The 14,994-nt window shown below is 73.2% G+C and carries 11 protein-coding genes; 3 read left to right on the top strand and 8 right to left on the bottom strand.

Annotated elements, in window-relative coordinates:
- Positions 1 to 60 precede the first annotated feature (60 nt).
- The 4 genes from ACFV5N_RS14810 to ACFV5N_RS14795 form a co-directional block, all read right to left on the bottom strand.
- Entirely contained in the window at positions 61 to 738 is a 678-nt protein-coding gene (locus tag ACFV5N_RS14810; RefSeq protein WP_385598926.1) for a thymidine kinase, read from the bottom strand.
- A 17-nt stretch (positions 739 to 755) separates the two neighbouring features.
- Entirely contained in the window at positions 756 to 1,961 is a 1,206-nt protein-coding gene (locus ACFV5N_RS14805) for an alkaline phosphatase family protein (protein ID WP_385598924.1), read from the bottom strand.
- The gene (locus tag ACFV5N_RS14800) at positions 1,958 to 2,545 is read right to left on the bottom strand and encodes a DUF5998 family protein (protein ID WP_381187685.1); all 588 of its coding nucleotides are present in this window, start codon (positions 2,543 to 2,545) and stop codon (positions 1,958 to 1,960) included. Before ACFV5N_RS14800 ends, ACFV5N_RS14805 begins: the two co-directional genes overlap by 4 nt.
- Positions 2,546 to 2,625: 80 nt before the next feature.
- Positions 2,626 to 5,346: a GNAT family N-acetyltransferase gene (locus ACFV5N_RS14795; protein ID WP_385598920.1), complete on the bottom strand. Its 2,721-nt coding sequence runs from the start codon at positions 5,344 to 5,346 to the stop codon at positions 2,626 to 2,628.
- A 111-nt stretch (positions 5,347 to 5,457) separates the two neighbouring features.
- Between ACFV5N_RS14795 and ACFV5N_RS14790 the strand changes: the two genes are divergently transcribed.
- Positions 5,458 to 5,739 (top strand): HPr family phosphocarrier protein, encoded by a 282-nt coding sequence (locus ACFV5N_RS14790; RefSeq protein ID WP_385598917.1) that lies wholly within the window; start codon positions 5,458 to 5,460, stop codon positions 5,737 to 5,739.
- A gap of 161 nt (positions 5,740 to 5,900) precedes the next feature.
- Here ACFV5N_RS14790 and ACFV5N_RS14785 read toward each other — a convergent pair whose 3' ends face one another.
- From ACFV5N_RS14785 to ACFV5N_RS14775, 3 genes are all read right to left on the bottom strand, one after another.
- A complete protein-coding gene (locus tag ACFV5N_RS14785; protein WP_385598932.1) occupies positions 5,901 to 6,578 on the bottom strand; it encodes a GntR family transcriptional regulator in 678 nt (225 codons plus the stop codon).
- A gap of 204 nt (positions 6,579 to 6,782) precedes the next feature.
- Entirely contained in the window at positions 6,783 to 8,204 is a 1,422-nt protein-coding gene (locus tag ACFV5N_RS14780) for a M16 family metallopeptidase (protein WP_385598929.1), read from the bottom strand.
- A 20-nt stretch (positions 8,205 to 8,224) separates the two neighbouring features.
- Positions 8,225 to 9,574, bottom strand: a complete 1,350-nt coding sequence (locus ACFV5N_RS14775; protein WP_385598915.1) for a M16 family metallopeptidase — start codon at positions 9,572 to 9,574, stop codon at positions 8,225 to 8,227.
- Positions 9,575 to 9,791: 217 nt separating this feature from the next.
- Here ACFV5N_RS14775 and ACFV5N_RS14770 point away from each other — a divergent pair, with 217 nt between their 5' ends.
- Complete coding sequence (locus tag ACFV5N_RS14770; RefSeq protein ID WP_385598912.1) at positions 9,792 to 12,266, top strand: DNA topoisomerase (ATP-hydrolyzing) subunit A; 2,475 nt, start codon at positions 9,792 to 9,794, stop codon at positions 12,264 to 12,266.
- Positions 12,267 to 12,354: 88 nt separating this feature from the next.
- On the top strand, positions 12,355 to 13,248 hold the full coding sequence (locus ACFV5N_RS14765) for a sucrase ferredoxin (protein ID WP_385598910.1): 894 nt from the start codon (positions 12,355 to 12,357) through the stop codon (positions 13,246 to 13,248).
- Between the two features lie 6 nt (positions 13,249 to 13,254).
- Here ACFV5N_RS14765 and ACFV5N_RS14760 read toward each other — a convergent pair.
- Positions 13,255 to 14,994 (bottom strand): type IIA DNA topoisomerase subunit B (locus ACFV5N_RS14760; protein ID WP_385598907.1); only part of this gene is annotated, 1,740 nt, incomplete at its 5' end.

The raw sequence follows: 14,994 nt of genomic DNA, 5'->3' as shown, positions 1-14,994 counted from the left end.
GGGGGAGGGGGTGGGGCGGGGGCGTGGGGCCGTTGTCGCGCGTTGGGGCGGGGGCCCCCCCTATCCTACCGGGCGGCCGGGGGTGCTGCCCCGCGCAGGACATGGGGCCCCCCGCGCCCCGGCACCCGCCGTCGCCGCGGTGAGCCGACGCCGGTGGTGGCGCCGGCACAGCACCTCGTACCCCACCTCGCCGCGCGCGCCCGCCGGGTCGCCGACGTCGCCGACCACCACCTGGGCACCCTCGACCACCATCCGGCCACCGACCGTACGGGCGTTGTGGGTGGCGCGGGCACCGCACCAGCACAGCGCCTCCACCTGGAGCACCTCCACCCGGTCCGCCAGCTCGATCAGCCGCTGGGAGCCGGGGAAGAGCCGGGTGCGGAAGTCGGTGGTGATGCCGAACGCGAAGACGTCGATGCCCAGGTCGTCGACCACCCGGCCCAGCTGGTCGACCTGCTCGGGCGAGAGGAACTGCGCCTCGTCCGCGATCACGTAGTCCACCCGGCCACCGGCCGTGAGGTGCTTGACCAGGTGGACGTGGAAGTCGAACGCCTCGTCGGCCTCCACCGCGTCCGTCACCAGCCCCAGCCGGGAGGAGAGCCGCCCCTCCCCCGCCCGGTCGTTGCGGGTGAAGATCATGCCCGACAGGCCGCGTGCGGACCTGTTGTGCTGGATCTGGAGTGCGAGGGTGCTCTTCCCGCAGTCCATCGTGCCGGAGAAGAAGGCGAGTTCAGCCACGGATCGGTTGTTTCCCTTTAGGTGCGTACTTCAAGGAGCGGGACGAACTGCTCGGCGGCCGTGAGCGAACCGTGCATGCCGATGAGCGCGGACTCCTTGGGCTCGGTGGTGGTCGCGGTGACGGCGTGGTTGCCGGTCATCGCGACCACCACGTCGCCTATCCGGTCCGCCACCCGCGGCTCGACGGGGCTGCCCGGCGGGCCGAACCAGCCCAGCTCGACCGCCTCGTCACGGGTCACCACCCAGGCCTGGTCCGCCAGCACCTCGCGCCACACCGCGTGCACGTCGGCGGCGGCGCCGGGAACCGCGTACAGATGACGCGCCCGGCACTCCCCGCCGAGCAGCGCCACCCCGGCGCGCAGCTCCCAGTCCTCGTCGAAGTCGTGCCGGAACTCCTCACCCGGCGGCACATCGACCATGCCGTGGTCGGCGGTGATGTACAGCGCGCTGCGCGGCGGCAGTTGCTCGGCCAGACGCTGGGCGAGCGAGTCGACGTAGCGCAGCTGGCCGCGCCAGGCCTCGGAGTCCATGCCGAACGGGTGGCCGGCGCCGTCCAGTTCGGCGTAGTAGGTGTAGACCAGGGTGCGGTCGGCTGCGGCCAGCCGCTGGGCCGCCAGGTCCATCCGCTCGCCCGCGTCCAGCCGCCCCAGGAAGGTGCCGCCGCTGAGCGCGACCTGGGTGAGCGGCGTGTGCTCGAAGTGCGGGGCGGACACCTGCGAGGTCTCCACCCCGGCCGCCTGCGCGCGCCGGAAGGCCGTGGGGTGGGGCTGCCAGTGGGCGGGCTCGGTCCAGGGGTTCCAGCGCAGCTGATTCATCAGGACGCCGCGCTCGGGGTCGCGCACCTTGTACCCGGCCAGGCCGTGCACGGCCGGGGTCAGCCCGGTGCCGACCGAGGCCAGCGAGGTGGCGGTGGTCGACGGGAACCCGGCCGTGATGGGGGCACCCGTGCCGCCGCCCGAGGTGGGCAGCAAGGAGGTGAGGAACGGGGCGAGATGGGGATGGTCGTTCAGCGCCTGCCAGCCGAGCCCGTCGATGAGGAAGACCGCGACCCGGTCGGCGGGCGGCAGCACGAATCCGGTGCCGCCCTGCGCGGAGCGCAGCTCCGGGACGGCGGCGGGCAGCAGATCGGCGAGCGAGCCGGCCCCGTACGCGGGCGCCGGAGCCGCGCGCGGATCCAGCGGTACGGGGTCCGGTGCGTGATCGTGGGCGGACAGGCGCGTCACCTGCCGGCCACCGCGGTGGCCTCCGACAGCGCCTGCGCGAACTCCAGGGTCTGCCGGACCGTTTCCGGCCCGTCCCCCGCCTCGCTGATCCGCAGCGAGAGATCGTCGGCGGTGGTGGAGCCGGTGTAGCCGTGGTCGGCCTCGCAGTTGGGGTCGCCGCAGTTGGCCGGCTCCATGTCGATGCGGGACACGGCGCCCCAGCCGATGGTGAGCACCACCTCGCGCGGCAGGGTGCCCGGCTTGTAGGACTGCGGGTCGGAGACGACGCGGCTGAGCACCACCGAGGAGATCCGGTCGAGCTTCACGGACTCGGTGGAGGTGGTGGCGTACGGGGCGGGCGCCGTGCTGTCGGCGGACTGCTCGTCGGTGTGGCTGACGATGAACCGGGTGCCGGTGAGCACCAGGACGGTGGCGTGCCGACGCACCTCGTTGCTGTCGAACGTCGTTTCCTGGTGCACGAGATAGGACGCCACGGCCTCACGGCCGACGGCCGCCTCCACCGCGTCGGCGACCAGCGCCGGGTAGTAGCCGCTGCGCTCGATCGCCTCCCGCAACCCCTGGGATGTCGTACCGGTCTTCGCCATGGAGTCCATCCTACGGGGCGCCACCGACACCCATGGGCCCCTTGCCCGGGTACGTGCCACCCACCCGCGGGCGCGCGCCGTCAGTAGGCGGGCAGCCGGCGCGGGCCGAGGTCGGGGCTCGGCGGGGGCGGCGCCAGTGTCACCGAGGCGGCCAGCACGCTCAGCCCGCGCGGGGCGACGACCACCGGTTCGAGGTGGACGGCGGCGATCTCCGCGTGGTCCTCCAGCAGCCGGCCGAGCCGCAGCAGGAGTTGCTCCAGGGCGCCGGTGTCCACCGGGCGGGCGCCGCGCCAGCCGAACAGCATGGGAGCCGCCCGGATGGAGCGCACCAGGGCGGCGGCGTCGCGGTCGGTGACCGGCAGCAGCCGGTGGGCGATGTCGCCCAGCAGTTCGGACGCGGGGCCGGCCAGTCCGAAGGAGAGGACCGCGCCGACGGAGGCGTCGGCGACGGCGCGCACCACGGTGTCCACGCCGCGCGGTGCCATGGCCTGGACGACCGGGCGCGGGGCGCCGAGCCAGCCGAGTTCGGTGGCCAGTTCGGCGTGGGCGCGGCGCAGTTCGCCCTCGGTGGCCAGGCCGAGCCGGATGCCGTCCAGGTCGGCGCGGTGCCGCAGTCCGGGGGCGGTGGTCTTCAGGGCGACCGGGTAGCCGAGCCGGCGGGCGGCGCGGGCGGCGGCGTCCGGGTCGGGGGCGGGGAGCGCGGGCAGCACGGTGATGCCGTAGGCGGCGAGCAGCCGGCGGGCGCGGTCGGGGGCCAGCGGATGCCGGCCGGCCGCCTCCGCGGGTCCCGCGGCGGTGATGATCCGGTGGGCGGCGGCCTCGTCGATGTCGTCGAAGGCGGGGAGCGCGCCGGGTTCGGCGGCGTCGGCGCGCCAGCGGGCGTGCCGTACGGCGTGGGCGAGGGCGCGGACGGCGCGCTCGGCGGAGGGGTAGCCGGGGATGCCGCGGGCGCTGAGGGCGGTGGCCAGCCCGTCGATGGCGAGGTGGGCGGCCACCACGGGTATCTTCCGCTCCGGAGCGGCGTCGATCGCGGTGCGCAGGGCGGTGGCGAGGGCGTCGGCGGTGAGGCCGGGGGCACCGGTGGGGACGGCGGTGACGACCACCGCGTCGGTGTCCGGGTCGGCGAGGGCGGCGCCGAGCGCCTGACGGTACTCGGCCGGACCGGCGCCGGGGGGCAGGGCGGCGCCGGTGAGCGGGGTGAGGTCCTGGGCGCGGCAGGCGTCGTGCGCGATCAGGCCGAGCGCCTCGGCGTTGCCGAGCACGGCGACGCGCCCGCCGGTGGGCAGCGGCTGCCGGGCGAGCAGGACGCCGGTGTCGACGAGTTCGGTGACGGTGCCGGCTTCGATCACCCCGGCCTGCCGGATGAGCGCGGCGGCGGTGTCCTCGGGGGTGCTGGTGGCGGGGACCAGGTGTCCCGACGGCAGGGCGCCGCCGCTGTGCCGGCCGCCGCGCACCACGACCACGGGTTTGCCGGCGGCGGCGGTGCGGCGGGCGAGCCGGGTGAACTTGCGGGGGTTGCCCAGCGATTCCAGGTACATCAGCACCACGTCGGTGGCCGGGTCCTCGTCCCAGAACTGGAGCGCGTCGTTGCCGGAGACGTCCGCGCGGTTGCCGGCGGAGATGAAGGTGGACAGCCCCGCGCCGGAGCCCTCCAGCTCGTCCAGGACGGCGATGGCGATGGCGGCGGACTGGGTGAAGATCCCGACCCGGCCCGGCGGCGGGAGGTACGGGGCCGGGCTGGCGTTGAGCCGGATGTCCTCGGCGGTGTTGAGCACGCCGAAGGCTCCCGGGCCGATCAGCCGCATCCCGTAGGAGCGGGCACGGCGCACCAGCGCGCGCTGGTCCTCCTCGGAGTGACCGGCCGAGAGGACCAGCAGGCCCTGGACGCCGTGCTCGCCGCAGTCGGTGAGCACCCGGTCGACCTGCCCGGCGGGGACGGCCAGCACGGCGAGGTCGACCGGCCCGGGTATGCCGCGCAGCGAGCGATGGGCGGGGACCCCGTCCAGTTCGGTGGTGTCCTCGGGCAGCGCGTGGTTGACGGCGTACAGCGCTCCGGTGAAGCCGCCGGCCCGCAGCCGCCCCAGGACCTCGCGGCCCGCGCCGCCGGGGCTGCGGCCGGCACCGATGACGGCGACCGAGCGGGGGGCGAGCAGCCGCTGGACGGAGCGGGCCTCGGCGCGCTGCTCGCGGGCGCGCATGACGGCGAGCGAGGCAGCGGTGGGTTCGAGGTCGAGGGTCAGGTGGACGGTTCCGTCGGCGAAGCTGCGCCGCTGGGAGTAGCCGGCGTCGGTGAACACCTTGATCATCTTGCGGTTGGCGGGCAGCACCTCGGCGACGAACCGGCGGATGCCGCGCTCGCGGGCGACGGCGGCGATGTGCTCCAGCAGGGCGGAGGCCAGCCCGCGGCCCTGGTGGGCGTCCTCCACGAGGAAGGCGACCTCGGCGCGGTCGGCCCGGGTCCCGCCTCCGCCGTCGGGTCCTGGGCGGGCGGCGGGGCTGCCGTGGTCGTCGACGCGGTCGTAGCGGACGGTGGCCAGGAAGTCGTCGCCGACGGTGGCGGCGAGGCCGACCCGGTCGTCGTAGTCGTGGTGGGTGAAGCGGTGCACGTCCTTGTCGGACAGCCGGGGGTGGGGCGCGAAGAAGCGGTAGTACTTCGCCTCGTCCGAGACCCGCTCGTAGAAGCGGACCAGCCGCCCGGCGTCGTCGGGGGTGATCGGCCTGATCCGCGCCGTGCCGCCGTCCCGCAGCACCACGTCGGCCTCCCAGTGGGCGGGATAGACAGGCTGTTCGGGTGTCGGCATGGCTTCAGCGTACGGTTGAGGGCAGCCGTACGGGATGCCGAAGGTCTCCGTGCGTGCTGGAACCACGCATGACAGGCCTTGCGGGGCCGTCCGAGTTTGAAGGGCAACACCATGGCTGAGCGCCGCGTCACCATTGGCTGGTCGGAAGGGCTGCACGCCCGGCCCGCCTCGATCTTCGTCCGCGCCACCACGGCCGCCGGCGTCCCGGTCACCATCGCCAAGAAGGACGGCGCCCCGGTGAACGCCGCCTCGATGCTGGCGGTCCTGTCCCTGGGCGCGGAGGGCGGCGAGGAGGTCGTCCTGGCGTCCGAGGCGGCCGAGGCCGACGCGGTGCTCGACCGGCTGGCGAAGCTGGTCGCCGAGGGTCTTGAGGAGCTTCCGGAAACCGTCTGAAAGGTCCGCCTTCTTTTTCGGCGGAGTGGTTTTCGCACACCGGATGCGACTCCACTCCGCCGTTTTTTGTGCCGGCGCCGTGAAATCGGGCAGCGTGAAATACGCCCGGGAATGTTTCCGGAGAATTCCCGGTCGCTGGGCACAGGTGTATACGACCGCCGTTAAATCTGGGCGCGCCCCGTGTTTACGGCAGGTTTCCCGCCCCGCGCCGCGGTGGTGCGCGGCAGCTTGCGCGCCGGGGCCGCGCGCTCCAGCCGGGCGGTGGTCAGGATCCGGGCGCGTTCCGCGTCGCCCCGGGCGATCGCGTCCACCAGCGCCCCGCGCTCCTGCCAGGAGGCCACCGCGCGGCCGACCGGCTCCGCCGCGTACAGCCAGGTGATCTTGAGGCGCAGCTGCACCAGCAGCGTGGTGAGGGCGGGGCTCCCGGTGGCCTGGGCGACCGTCTCGTGGAACCAGTCCCCCAGCGACCGCAGGTCGCCCTCCTGCCCTTGACCTGCGCGCTGCCGGCCGAGCCTGACCAGGCCGCGCAGCACTTTCAGATGCGCCTCGGTACGGCGCTGGGCGGCCCGGGCCGCTCCCAGCGGCTCCAGCAGCGCCTGGATGTCCAGCAGATCGGCGGCCTCCCGCTCCCCCGGCTGGGCCACGCACGCCCCGGCGTGCCGCTTGGAGACGACGAACCCCTCGGACTCCAGGGTGCGCAGCGCCTCGCGCACCGGTACCCGGGAGACGCCATAGCGCTGGGCCAGCTGCTCCTCGGCCAGGCGTGAACCCAGGGGCAGGACACCGTTGACAATGTCGTCACGAATCGCCGTGCATACCGTGTGCGCGGAGATACGCATCAAAACCCCCATTGCCATGTCCGGGGAATCCTTCTGCGTTTCCACCGGTCCTGACCGCACTGTATGACAAGGCCGCCGGAATGCCGATAGGGCCCCCGGGAAAGGGGCCGGATTTCGGCCGTGGCGTGGAATTCCGGACACGGCACCGCCCCGGCGCCGTACCGGTCGCCGGGGCGGTGGCCCGTACGGGCCTGGGGGCCGGGGTCAGGCGGCGTCGCCCGCCGCGGCACCCCCGGGTTCGCCGTCGCCTTCGCCTTCGCTGTCGCTGAGCACCGTGACCTCGCCGATCCCCAGCTCCCGCACCGGGCCCTCGATCTGCTCGCGGTCCCCGACCAGGACAGTGACCAGCCGGTTCGCCGGGAAGGCGTTCACCGCGGCCGCCGAGGCCTCCACGGTGCCGGTCTCGGCCAGCCGCTGGTAGAGCTGCGCCTGGAAGTCGTCCGGCAGCCCCTGCTCCACCTGGTCGGCCAGGGTGTTGGCCACCGCCGCCGCCGTCTCGTACCGCAGCGGCGCCACCCCCACCAGGTTCTGCACGGCGAGGTCGCGCTCCTCGTCGGTCAGCCCTTCCTCGGCCAGCGTGCGCAGCACCTGCCACAGATCGGCCAGCGCCGGGCCGGTGACGTCGCTGGCCACCGACCCGTGGATGGCCAGCAGCGAGAGTCCCGTGCCGTCGGCGGAGGAGTACAGCACCTGCGCGGTGGCGCGTACCCCGTAGGTGTATCCCTTCTCCTCGCGCAGCACCCGGTCGAGCCGGGAGGTGAGGGTGCCGCCCAGGCAGTACGTGCCGAGCTGCTGCGCCGGCCACACCCGGTCGTGCCGGTCGGTGCCGACCCGGCCGAGCAGCAGCTGGGTCTGCACCGAGCCGGGCCGGTCCACGATGATCACCCGGCCGGTGTCGTCGGCGGTGACCGGCGGGATCGCGAACGGCACGGCGGGCTCGGCCCGCCACACGCCGAGGGTCTCGGCGAGCACCGCGTCCAGATCGACACCGGACAGGTCGCCGACCACGACGGCGGTGGTGGAGGAGGGCCGCACATGGGCGTCGTAGAAGGCGCGCACCGCCTTGGCGTCGATCCGCCGCACGCTCTCCGCGGTGCCCTGCCGGGGCCGCGACATGCGGTGGTCGGCCGGGAACAGCGCGGCGGACAGCGCCATGGCGGCCCGCCGGGCGGGGTTGGCCAGCTCGTGCGGGATCTCGTCCAGCCGGTTGTGCACCAGGCGGTCGATCTCGTGCTCGGGGAAGGCGGGCGCGCGCAGCGCGTCGCCGAGCAGCCCCAGCGCCTTGACCAGCCGGGAGGCCGGCACCTCCAGGGAGACCCGGATGCCGGGGTGGTCGGCGTACGCGTCCAGAGTGGCGCCGCAGCGCTCCAGTTCGGCGGCGAACTCCTCGGCGTCCAGCTTGTCGGTGCCCTCGGACAGGGCGCGGGCCATGATGGTGGCGATGCCCTCCTGCCCGGCGGGCTCGGCGGTCAGCGGGGCGAGGAGGTTGACCTCGACCGCGATGACCTGCTGGCCGGGGCGGTGACTGCGCAGCACCGTCAGCCCGTTGGGCAGCGTGGAGCGTTCGGGGGCGGGGAAGGCCCAGGGCTTGGGTTCGCCGCCGGCCGGCCGCGGGTGCAGGTCCATGGTGGGAGAGATCGCGTCGGTCACCGGTGGGCCCCTTCGCTGTCGTCGTGGTCCGCCTCGGTGGCGGCGGTGGTCGGCTCGTACACCAGGACGCCCCGGTTGTCGCGGCGCAGCCAGGTGGCGGCCACCTCGCGCACCTCCTCCGGGGTGATCTCCAGGATCCGCCGCACGGCGGTGAGCGCCAGCTGCGGGTCGCCGAACAGCACGGCGTACTTGCACAGTTCGTCGGCCCGGCCGCCGACGGTGGCCAGCCGGTCCAGCCATTCGCGCTCCAGCTGGGCCTGGGCGCGCTCCATCTCCTCGGGGGTGGGGCCCTCCTGGGCGAAGCGGGTCAGCTCCTCCTCGACGGCCGCCTCGATCTCCGGGATGCGGGCGTCGCCCGAGGTCTTGACGTCGAGCCAGCCGAGCGAGGGCGCGCCGGCCAGCCGCATCATGCCGAAGCTGGCGGCGACGGCGGTGCGGTCGCGGCGTACCAGGCGGTTGTGCAGCCGGGAGGACTCGCCGCCGCCGAGCGCGGTGAGCGCCAGATCGGCGGCGTCGGCGGCCCGGGTGCCGTCCTGCGGCAGCCGGTAGGCGGCCATCAGCGCGCGCGAGGGCACGTCCTCGTGCAGGGTCTCGCGCAGTTCGGTGCCGATGATGCCGTCCAGGGCGCCGTCGCGCGGCGGCTGCTTGCCGTCGTGCGGCGGGATGGAGCCGAAGTACTTCTCGATCCACTCCAGGGTCTGCGCGGAGTCGATGTCGCCGACGACCGCGAGCACCGCGTTGCCCGGCGCGTAGTAGGTGCGGAAGAACTCCCGCGCGTCCTCCAGGGAGGCGGCGTCCAGATCGGCCATCGAGCCGATGGGCGTGTGGTGGTAGGGGTGGCCCTCGGGGTAGATCTTGGCCACCAGGCGCTCGAACGCCGTGCCGTAGGGCACGTTGTCGTACCGCTGGCGCCGTTCGTTCTTGACGACGTCGCGCTGGTTCTCCATGGACTCCTCGTCCAGCGCGGTGAGGAGCGTGCCCATCCGGTCGGCCTCCAGCCACAGGGCCAGTTCGACCTGGTGGGCGGGCATGGTCTCGAAGTAGTTGGTGCGTTCGAAGCTGGTGGTGCCGTTGAGCGAGCCCCCGGCGCCCTGGACCAGCTCGAAGTGGCCGTTGCCCTTGACCTGCGCCGAACCCTGGAACATCAGGTGCTCGAAGAGGTGGGCGAGCCCGGTACGGCCGGGGACCTCGTGGCGCGAGCCGACGTCGTACCAGAGGCAGACCGCGGCGACCGGGGTGAGCCGGTCCTCGGAGAGCACCACCCTGAGCCCGTTGGCCAGCTTGTGCTCGGTCGCTGTCAGCCCGCCTGTGCGCTCCTGCGGGGTGGCCGTGTGGCCCATGGGCATGAGGTCCCTTCGCTGTCGAGGGTCGAGACATGTGTCACCTTATGCAAGGTAGGCCGCGAGGTGTGAAGTTCCCGTACGGTACGGGACCGCGGCCGGGTCGGATTCGGGCTGTCGGTGGGTCGGGCCACAATGGTCCGCAGCACCGGGCCTGTTCACGGCCCGTTTGGTCGCTGGTTCGTATGTTCTGTTCAGTTCACAACTAAGGAGCCCGCGCGCGATGGCCCGCCGCAGTTCGAAGACCCCGTCTGGCAGGGGTGCCGCCGGAGCATCGTCCGGGGCCGATGTGGAGGAGCGCATCCTCGACATCGACGTCGTCGACGAGATGCAGGGCTCATTCCTTGAGTACGCGTACTCGGTGATCTACTCCCGGGCGCTGCCCGACGCCCGGGACGGTCTCAAGCCGGTGCACCGCCGGATCCTGTACCAGATGCACGACATGGGGCTGCGCCCCGAGCGCGCGTACGTGAAGTGCGCGCGGGTGGTCGGCGAGGTGATGGGCAAGCTGCACCCGCACGGCGACACCGCCATCTACGACGCGCTGGTGCGGATGGCGCAGCCCTTCTCCATGCGGCTGCCGCTGGTGGACGGGCACGGCAACTTCGGCTCGCTCGGCAACGACGACCCGCCGGCCGCGATGCGGTACACCGAGTGCCGCTCGGCGCCTGCCTCGTCGCTGATGGTGGAGTCCATCGACGAGGACACCGTCGACTTCTCCCCCAACTACGACGGCAGCGAGCAGGAGCCGGTGGCCCTGCCGGCCGCGTACCCCAATCTGCTGGTGAACGGCTCCAGCGGGATCGCGGTGGGCATGGCCACCAACATGCCGCCGCACAACCTGGTCGAGGTGATCCAGGCCGCCCGGCATCTGATCCGGTACCCGAACGCCGACCTCGACGCCCTGATGCGCTTCGTGCCGGGGCCCGACCTGCCGACCGGCGGGCAGATCACCGGGCTCGACGGCATCCGCGACGCGTACGAGAAGGGCCGGGGCACCTTCCGCATCCGGGCCACCGTGTCGGTGGAGACGGTCACGGCGCGCCGCAAGGGCCTGGTCGTCACCGAACTCCCGTTCGCGGTGGGGCCGGAGAAGGTCATCGGCAAGATCAAGGACCTGGTCAACGCGAAGAAGCTCCAGGGCATCGCGGACGTCAAGGACCTCACCGACCGCGAGCACGGGCTGCGGCTGGTCATCGAGGTGAAGAACGGCTTCAACCCGGAGGCCGTGCTCGCCCAGCTCTACAAGCTGACGCCGATGGAGGAGACCTTCGGCATCAACAACGTGGCGCTGGTGGACGGGCAGCCGCTCACCATGGGGCTCAAGGAGCTGCTTGAGGTCTATGTCGACCACCGCTTCGAGGTGGTGCGCCGGCGCAGCGAGTTCCGCCGCACCAAGCGGCGCGACCGGCTGCATCTGGTGGAGGGGCTGCTGATCGCCCTGATCGACATCGACGAGGTCATCCGGATCATCCGCTCCAGCGACAACGCCGCGCAGGCCAAGGACGCGCTCATGGAGCGGTTCGCGCTGAGCGAGATCCAGACCCAGTACATCCTGGACACCCCGCTGCGCCGGCTCACCCGGTTCGACCGTGTCGAGCTGGAGTCGGAGCGCGACCGGCTGACCGAGGAGATCGAGCAGCTGACGCAAATCCTCGACTCCGACGCGGAGCTGCGCAAGCTCGTGTCGCAGGAGCTGGCCCAGGTCAGCAAGAAGTACGGGACGCCGCGCCGCACGGTGCTGCTGGACGCGGAGGCCGCGCCGGTCGAGGACGTGCCGCTCCAGGTGGCCGACGACCCGTGCCGGGTGCTGCTGTCCTCCACCGGGCTGCTGGCCCGCACCGCCGACGGGAACGCCGACTTCGCGGAGCCGGCGGCCCGGGCCAGGCACGATGTGATCGTCTCCTCCGTGCACTCCACGGCGCGCGCCGAGATCGGGGTGGTCACCTCGGCCGGGCGGCTGCTGCGGGTGTCGGTGATCGATCTGCCGCAGCTGCCGGCCTCCGCGTCCGTGCCCGCGCTGGCGGGCGGGGCACAGGTGTCGGAGTTCGTGTCGCTGGAGGCGAACGAGCGGGTGGTGTGTCTGACCACCCTGGACGAGTCCTCCCCCGGGCTCGCGATCGGCACCGAGTCCGGGGTGGTGAAGCGGGTGGTGCCCGACTACCCGTCCAACAAGGAGGAGCTGGAGGTCATCGCGCTGCGCGAGGGCGACGCGATCGTCGGCGCGGTGGAGCTGCGCACGGGTGAGGAGGACCTGGTCTTCATCACCAACGAGGCGCAGCTGCTGCGCTACCCGGCCTCGCAGGTGCGGCCCCAGGGCCGGCAGGCGGGCGGGATGACGGGGATCAAGCTGGGCGAGGGCGCCCGGGTGATCTCCTTCTCGGCGGTCGACCCGGCCGCCGAGGCCCTGGTGTTCACGGTGGCGGGCGGTGAGGAGACGCTGGTCGGCTCGCACGGGTCCGCCAAGCTGACGCCGTTCGACCAGTACCCGCGCAAGGGCCGGGCCACCGGCGGAGTGCGCTGTCAGCGCTTCCTGAAGGGCGAGGACCATCTGATCTACGCCTGGGCGGGGGCCGCTCCGGCGAAGGCCGCCTCCCGCACCGGCGCTCCGCTGCCGCTGCCGGAGATCGACCCGCGCCGCGACGGCTCCGGGGTGCCGCTGGAGAAGGCGGTGGCGGTGGTGGCCGGGCCCGTGTGACGCGCCCGGCCGGGGCCCGTCCCCGGTGCCCCTCGTCCCACCCGCTGCCGCCGGGCCGGGTGGGACGAGGGAGGTTAGGCTTACCTGTGTGACCTTGTGCGCGAGCGCGTCCTGGACGCGGGAGGAACCGCCGGCGGCCACCGCCGCCACCGCCCTCACCTGGCTGCTGCTGGAGCAGCCGGGCCCCTGGGGCCCCCGGGCGCTGACCGGCAGCCGGCTCGACCCCGCGCTCGGCGGCGCCCTGGAGTCGGCGGCCGAGGGCACCGGTGTCCGCGTGGCACTGATCCGGCGCCCTGGCCGCCCCGCTTCCGTGCCCGGCGCCCGCCGGGTCTATCTCGCCCATACCCGCCCGGGCCGCTCCTGGCTGCGGACACTGCGCACCACGGAGCCGGCGGAACTGCTCGGCCTGGGCTTCGCCCGGCTGGGCGCCGGCGAGCACGACGGCGCGGGGGATCCGTACCACGGCGATCCGCTGGCCCTGGTGTGCACCAACGGGCGGCGGGACCGCTGCTGCGCCGAGCTGGGCCGGCCGCTGGCCGCCGAGCTGGCGGTGGGCGGCGGTGTGGAGGTCTGGGAGATCAGCCACATCGGCGGCCACCGGTTCGCCCCGACCCTGCTGACCCTCCCCCACGGCTACGCCTACGGCCGGGCCTCGGCGCCGCTCGTCAAGGAGGTGGCCACCGCGCTGCGCGCGGGCCGGATGGTCACCGAGCGCTGTCGCGGGCGGTCCGCCTGGGGCCGCGCGGGGCAGGCGGCGGAACTGGCGGTGCGGGAGCTGACCGGCGAGGACGGCGCCGACGCGCTCGGCGTCGAGGAGAGCGGCCCCGACGGCGCGGGCACGGTGACCGTGACGCACGGCGACGGCCGCCGCTGGGCGGTCACCGTGGAAGCGGCGGACGGTCCGGTGCTGCCGGCGAGCTGCGGCGCGTCCCCGCTGCCGCAGACCCGGATGACGGTCACCGCCGTCCGCCCGCTCCCCTGAGCACCCTCAGGTGTCGATCCGCGACCGGTCCAGCGTGGCGGCGGACGCGGTGATGAACTCCCGGCGCGGGGCCACCTCATTGCCCATGAGCAGGCTGAACGCCGTCTCCGCCGCCTCCAGGTCGGCGATGTTGATCCGCCGCAGGGTACGGAACCTGGGGTCCATGGTGGTCTCCGCCAGCTGGTCGGCGTCCATCTCGCCGAGGCCCTTGTAGCGCTGGATGGCCTCCTTGTACCGGGTGCCGCGCCGGTCGAGATCCAGCAGGGTCTGCCGCAGCTCGTTGTCCGAGTAGGTGTACAGGTACTTGTCCTGGCCCTTCTTCGGGTTGCTCAGCTCGATCCGGTGCAGCGGCGGCACCGCCGAGAAGACCCGGCCCTGCTCGACCATGGGGCGCATGTAGCGCTGGAAGAGGGTCAGCAGCAGACAGCGGATGTGCGCGCCGTCCACGTCCGCGTCCGCGAGGAAGATGACCTTGCCGTAGCGGGCCTGGTCGATGTCGAAGGTGCGCCCGGAGCCGGCCCCTATCACCTGGATGATGGCCGAGCACTCGGCGTTCTTCAGCATGTCGGCGACCGAGGACTTCTGGACGTTGAGGATCTTGCCCCGGATGGGCAGCAGCGCCTGGAACTCGGAGTTGCGGGCCAGCTTCGCGGTGCCCAGCGCGCTGTCGCCCTCGACGATGAACAGCTCGCTGCGGTCCACGTCGTCGCTGCGGCAGTCGGCCAGCTTGGCGGGGAGCGCCGAGGACTCCAGGGCGGTCTTGCGGCGCTGGGCCTCCTTGTGCTGGCGGGCGGCGATCCGGGTGCGGGAGGCCGCCACGACCTTCTCCAGGACCGCGCGGGCCTGCTGCTTGTCGTCCCGCTTGGTGGAGGTCAGGAACGCCTTCAGCTCCTTGGTCACCACCTGGAGCACGATCCGGGAGGCCGCCGAGGTGCCCAGGACCTCCTTGGTCTGGCCCTCGAACTGCGGCTCGGCCAGCCGGACGGTGACCACCGCCGTCAGGCCCTCCAGGGCGTCGTCCTTGACCACGTTGTCCTCGGCGACGCGCAGCAGCTTGGTGGCGCGCAGGACGTCGTTCACCGTCTGGGTGACCGCCCGCTCGAAGCCGGAGACGTGGGTGCCGCCCTTGGGGGTGGCGATGATGTTGACGAAGGACTTCACCGTGGTGTCGTACCCGGTGCCCCAGCGCAGCGCGATGTCGACGTCGAGGTTGCGCTTCACCTCGGTGGGGATCATGTGGCCGCGGTCGTCGAGGACGGGGACGGTCTCCTTGAAGGTGCCGGAGCCGCGCAGCCGCTGCACGTCGCAGATCGGCTTGTCCTGGGCCAGGAACTCGCAGAATTCGCTGATGCCGCCGTCGTAGTGGAAGGTCTCCTCGACCGGGCCCTCACCGTCGGTGCCGCGTTCGTCACGGACGATCAGGGTGAGCCCCGGCACCAGGAAGGCGGTCTGCCGGGCGCGGGCGTGCAGGGTCTCCAGGGAGAGCCTGGCGTCCTTGAGGAAGATCTGCCGGTCGGCCCAGTAGCGCACCCGGGTGCCGGTCCTGGTCTTGGGGATCTTCTTGACCTTGAGCAGGCCGTCGGCGGGGTCGAAGGGCGCCTCGGCGCCCGATTCGGTGAAGATGCCCGGGGTGCCGCGCCGGAAGCTGATGCTGTGGGTGGCGCCGCCGCGGTCGACCTCGACGTCCAGCCGGGCGGAGAGGGCGTTCACGACGGAGGCGCCGACGCCGTGCAGACCGCCGGAGGC

The organism is Streptomyces sp. NPDC059853 (assembly GCF_042731495.1).
Lineage (GTDB): Bacteria > Actinomycetota > Actinomycetes > Streptomycetales > Streptomycetaceae > Streptomyces.
Note: the sequence above shows the minus strand (reverse complement) of the source record. Positions and strands in the feature narration are given on the sequence as shown.

What these genes read in the sequence shown, in the direction of transcription:
- ACFV5N_RS14800 (WP_381187685.1), bottom strand. Translation starts at nt 2,545, where the DNA reads ATGGCGAAGACCGGTACGACATCCCAGGGGTTGCGGGAGGCGATCGAG.
- ACFV5N_RS14780 (WP_385598929.1), bottom strand. Translation starts at nt 8,204, where the DNA reads ATGGACCTGCACCCGCGGCCGGCCGGCGGCGAACCCAAGCCCTGGGCC.
- ACFV5N_RS14775 (WP_385598915.1), bottom strand. Translation starts at nt 9,574, where the DNA reads ATGCCCATGGGCCACACGGCCACCCCGCAGGAGCGCACAGGCGGGCTG.
- ACFV5N_RS14790 (WP_385598917.1), top strand. Translation starts at nt 5,458, where the DNA reads ATGGCTGAGCGCCGCGTCACCATTGGCTGGTCGGAAGGGCTGCACGCC.
- ACFV5N_RS14795 (WP_385598920.1), bottom strand. Translation starts at nt 5,346, where the DNA reads ATGCCGACACCCGAACAGCCTGTCTATCCCGCCCACTGGGAGGCCGAC.
- ACFV5N_RS14770 (WP_385598912.1), top strand. Translation starts at nt 9,792, where the DNA reads ATGGCCCGCCGCAGTTCGAAGACCCCGTCTGGCAGGGGTGCCGCCGGA.
- ACFV5N_RS14785 (WP_385598932.1), bottom strand. Translation starts at nt 6,578, where the DNA reads ATGCGTATCTCCGCGCACACGGTATGCACGGCGATTCGTGACGACATT.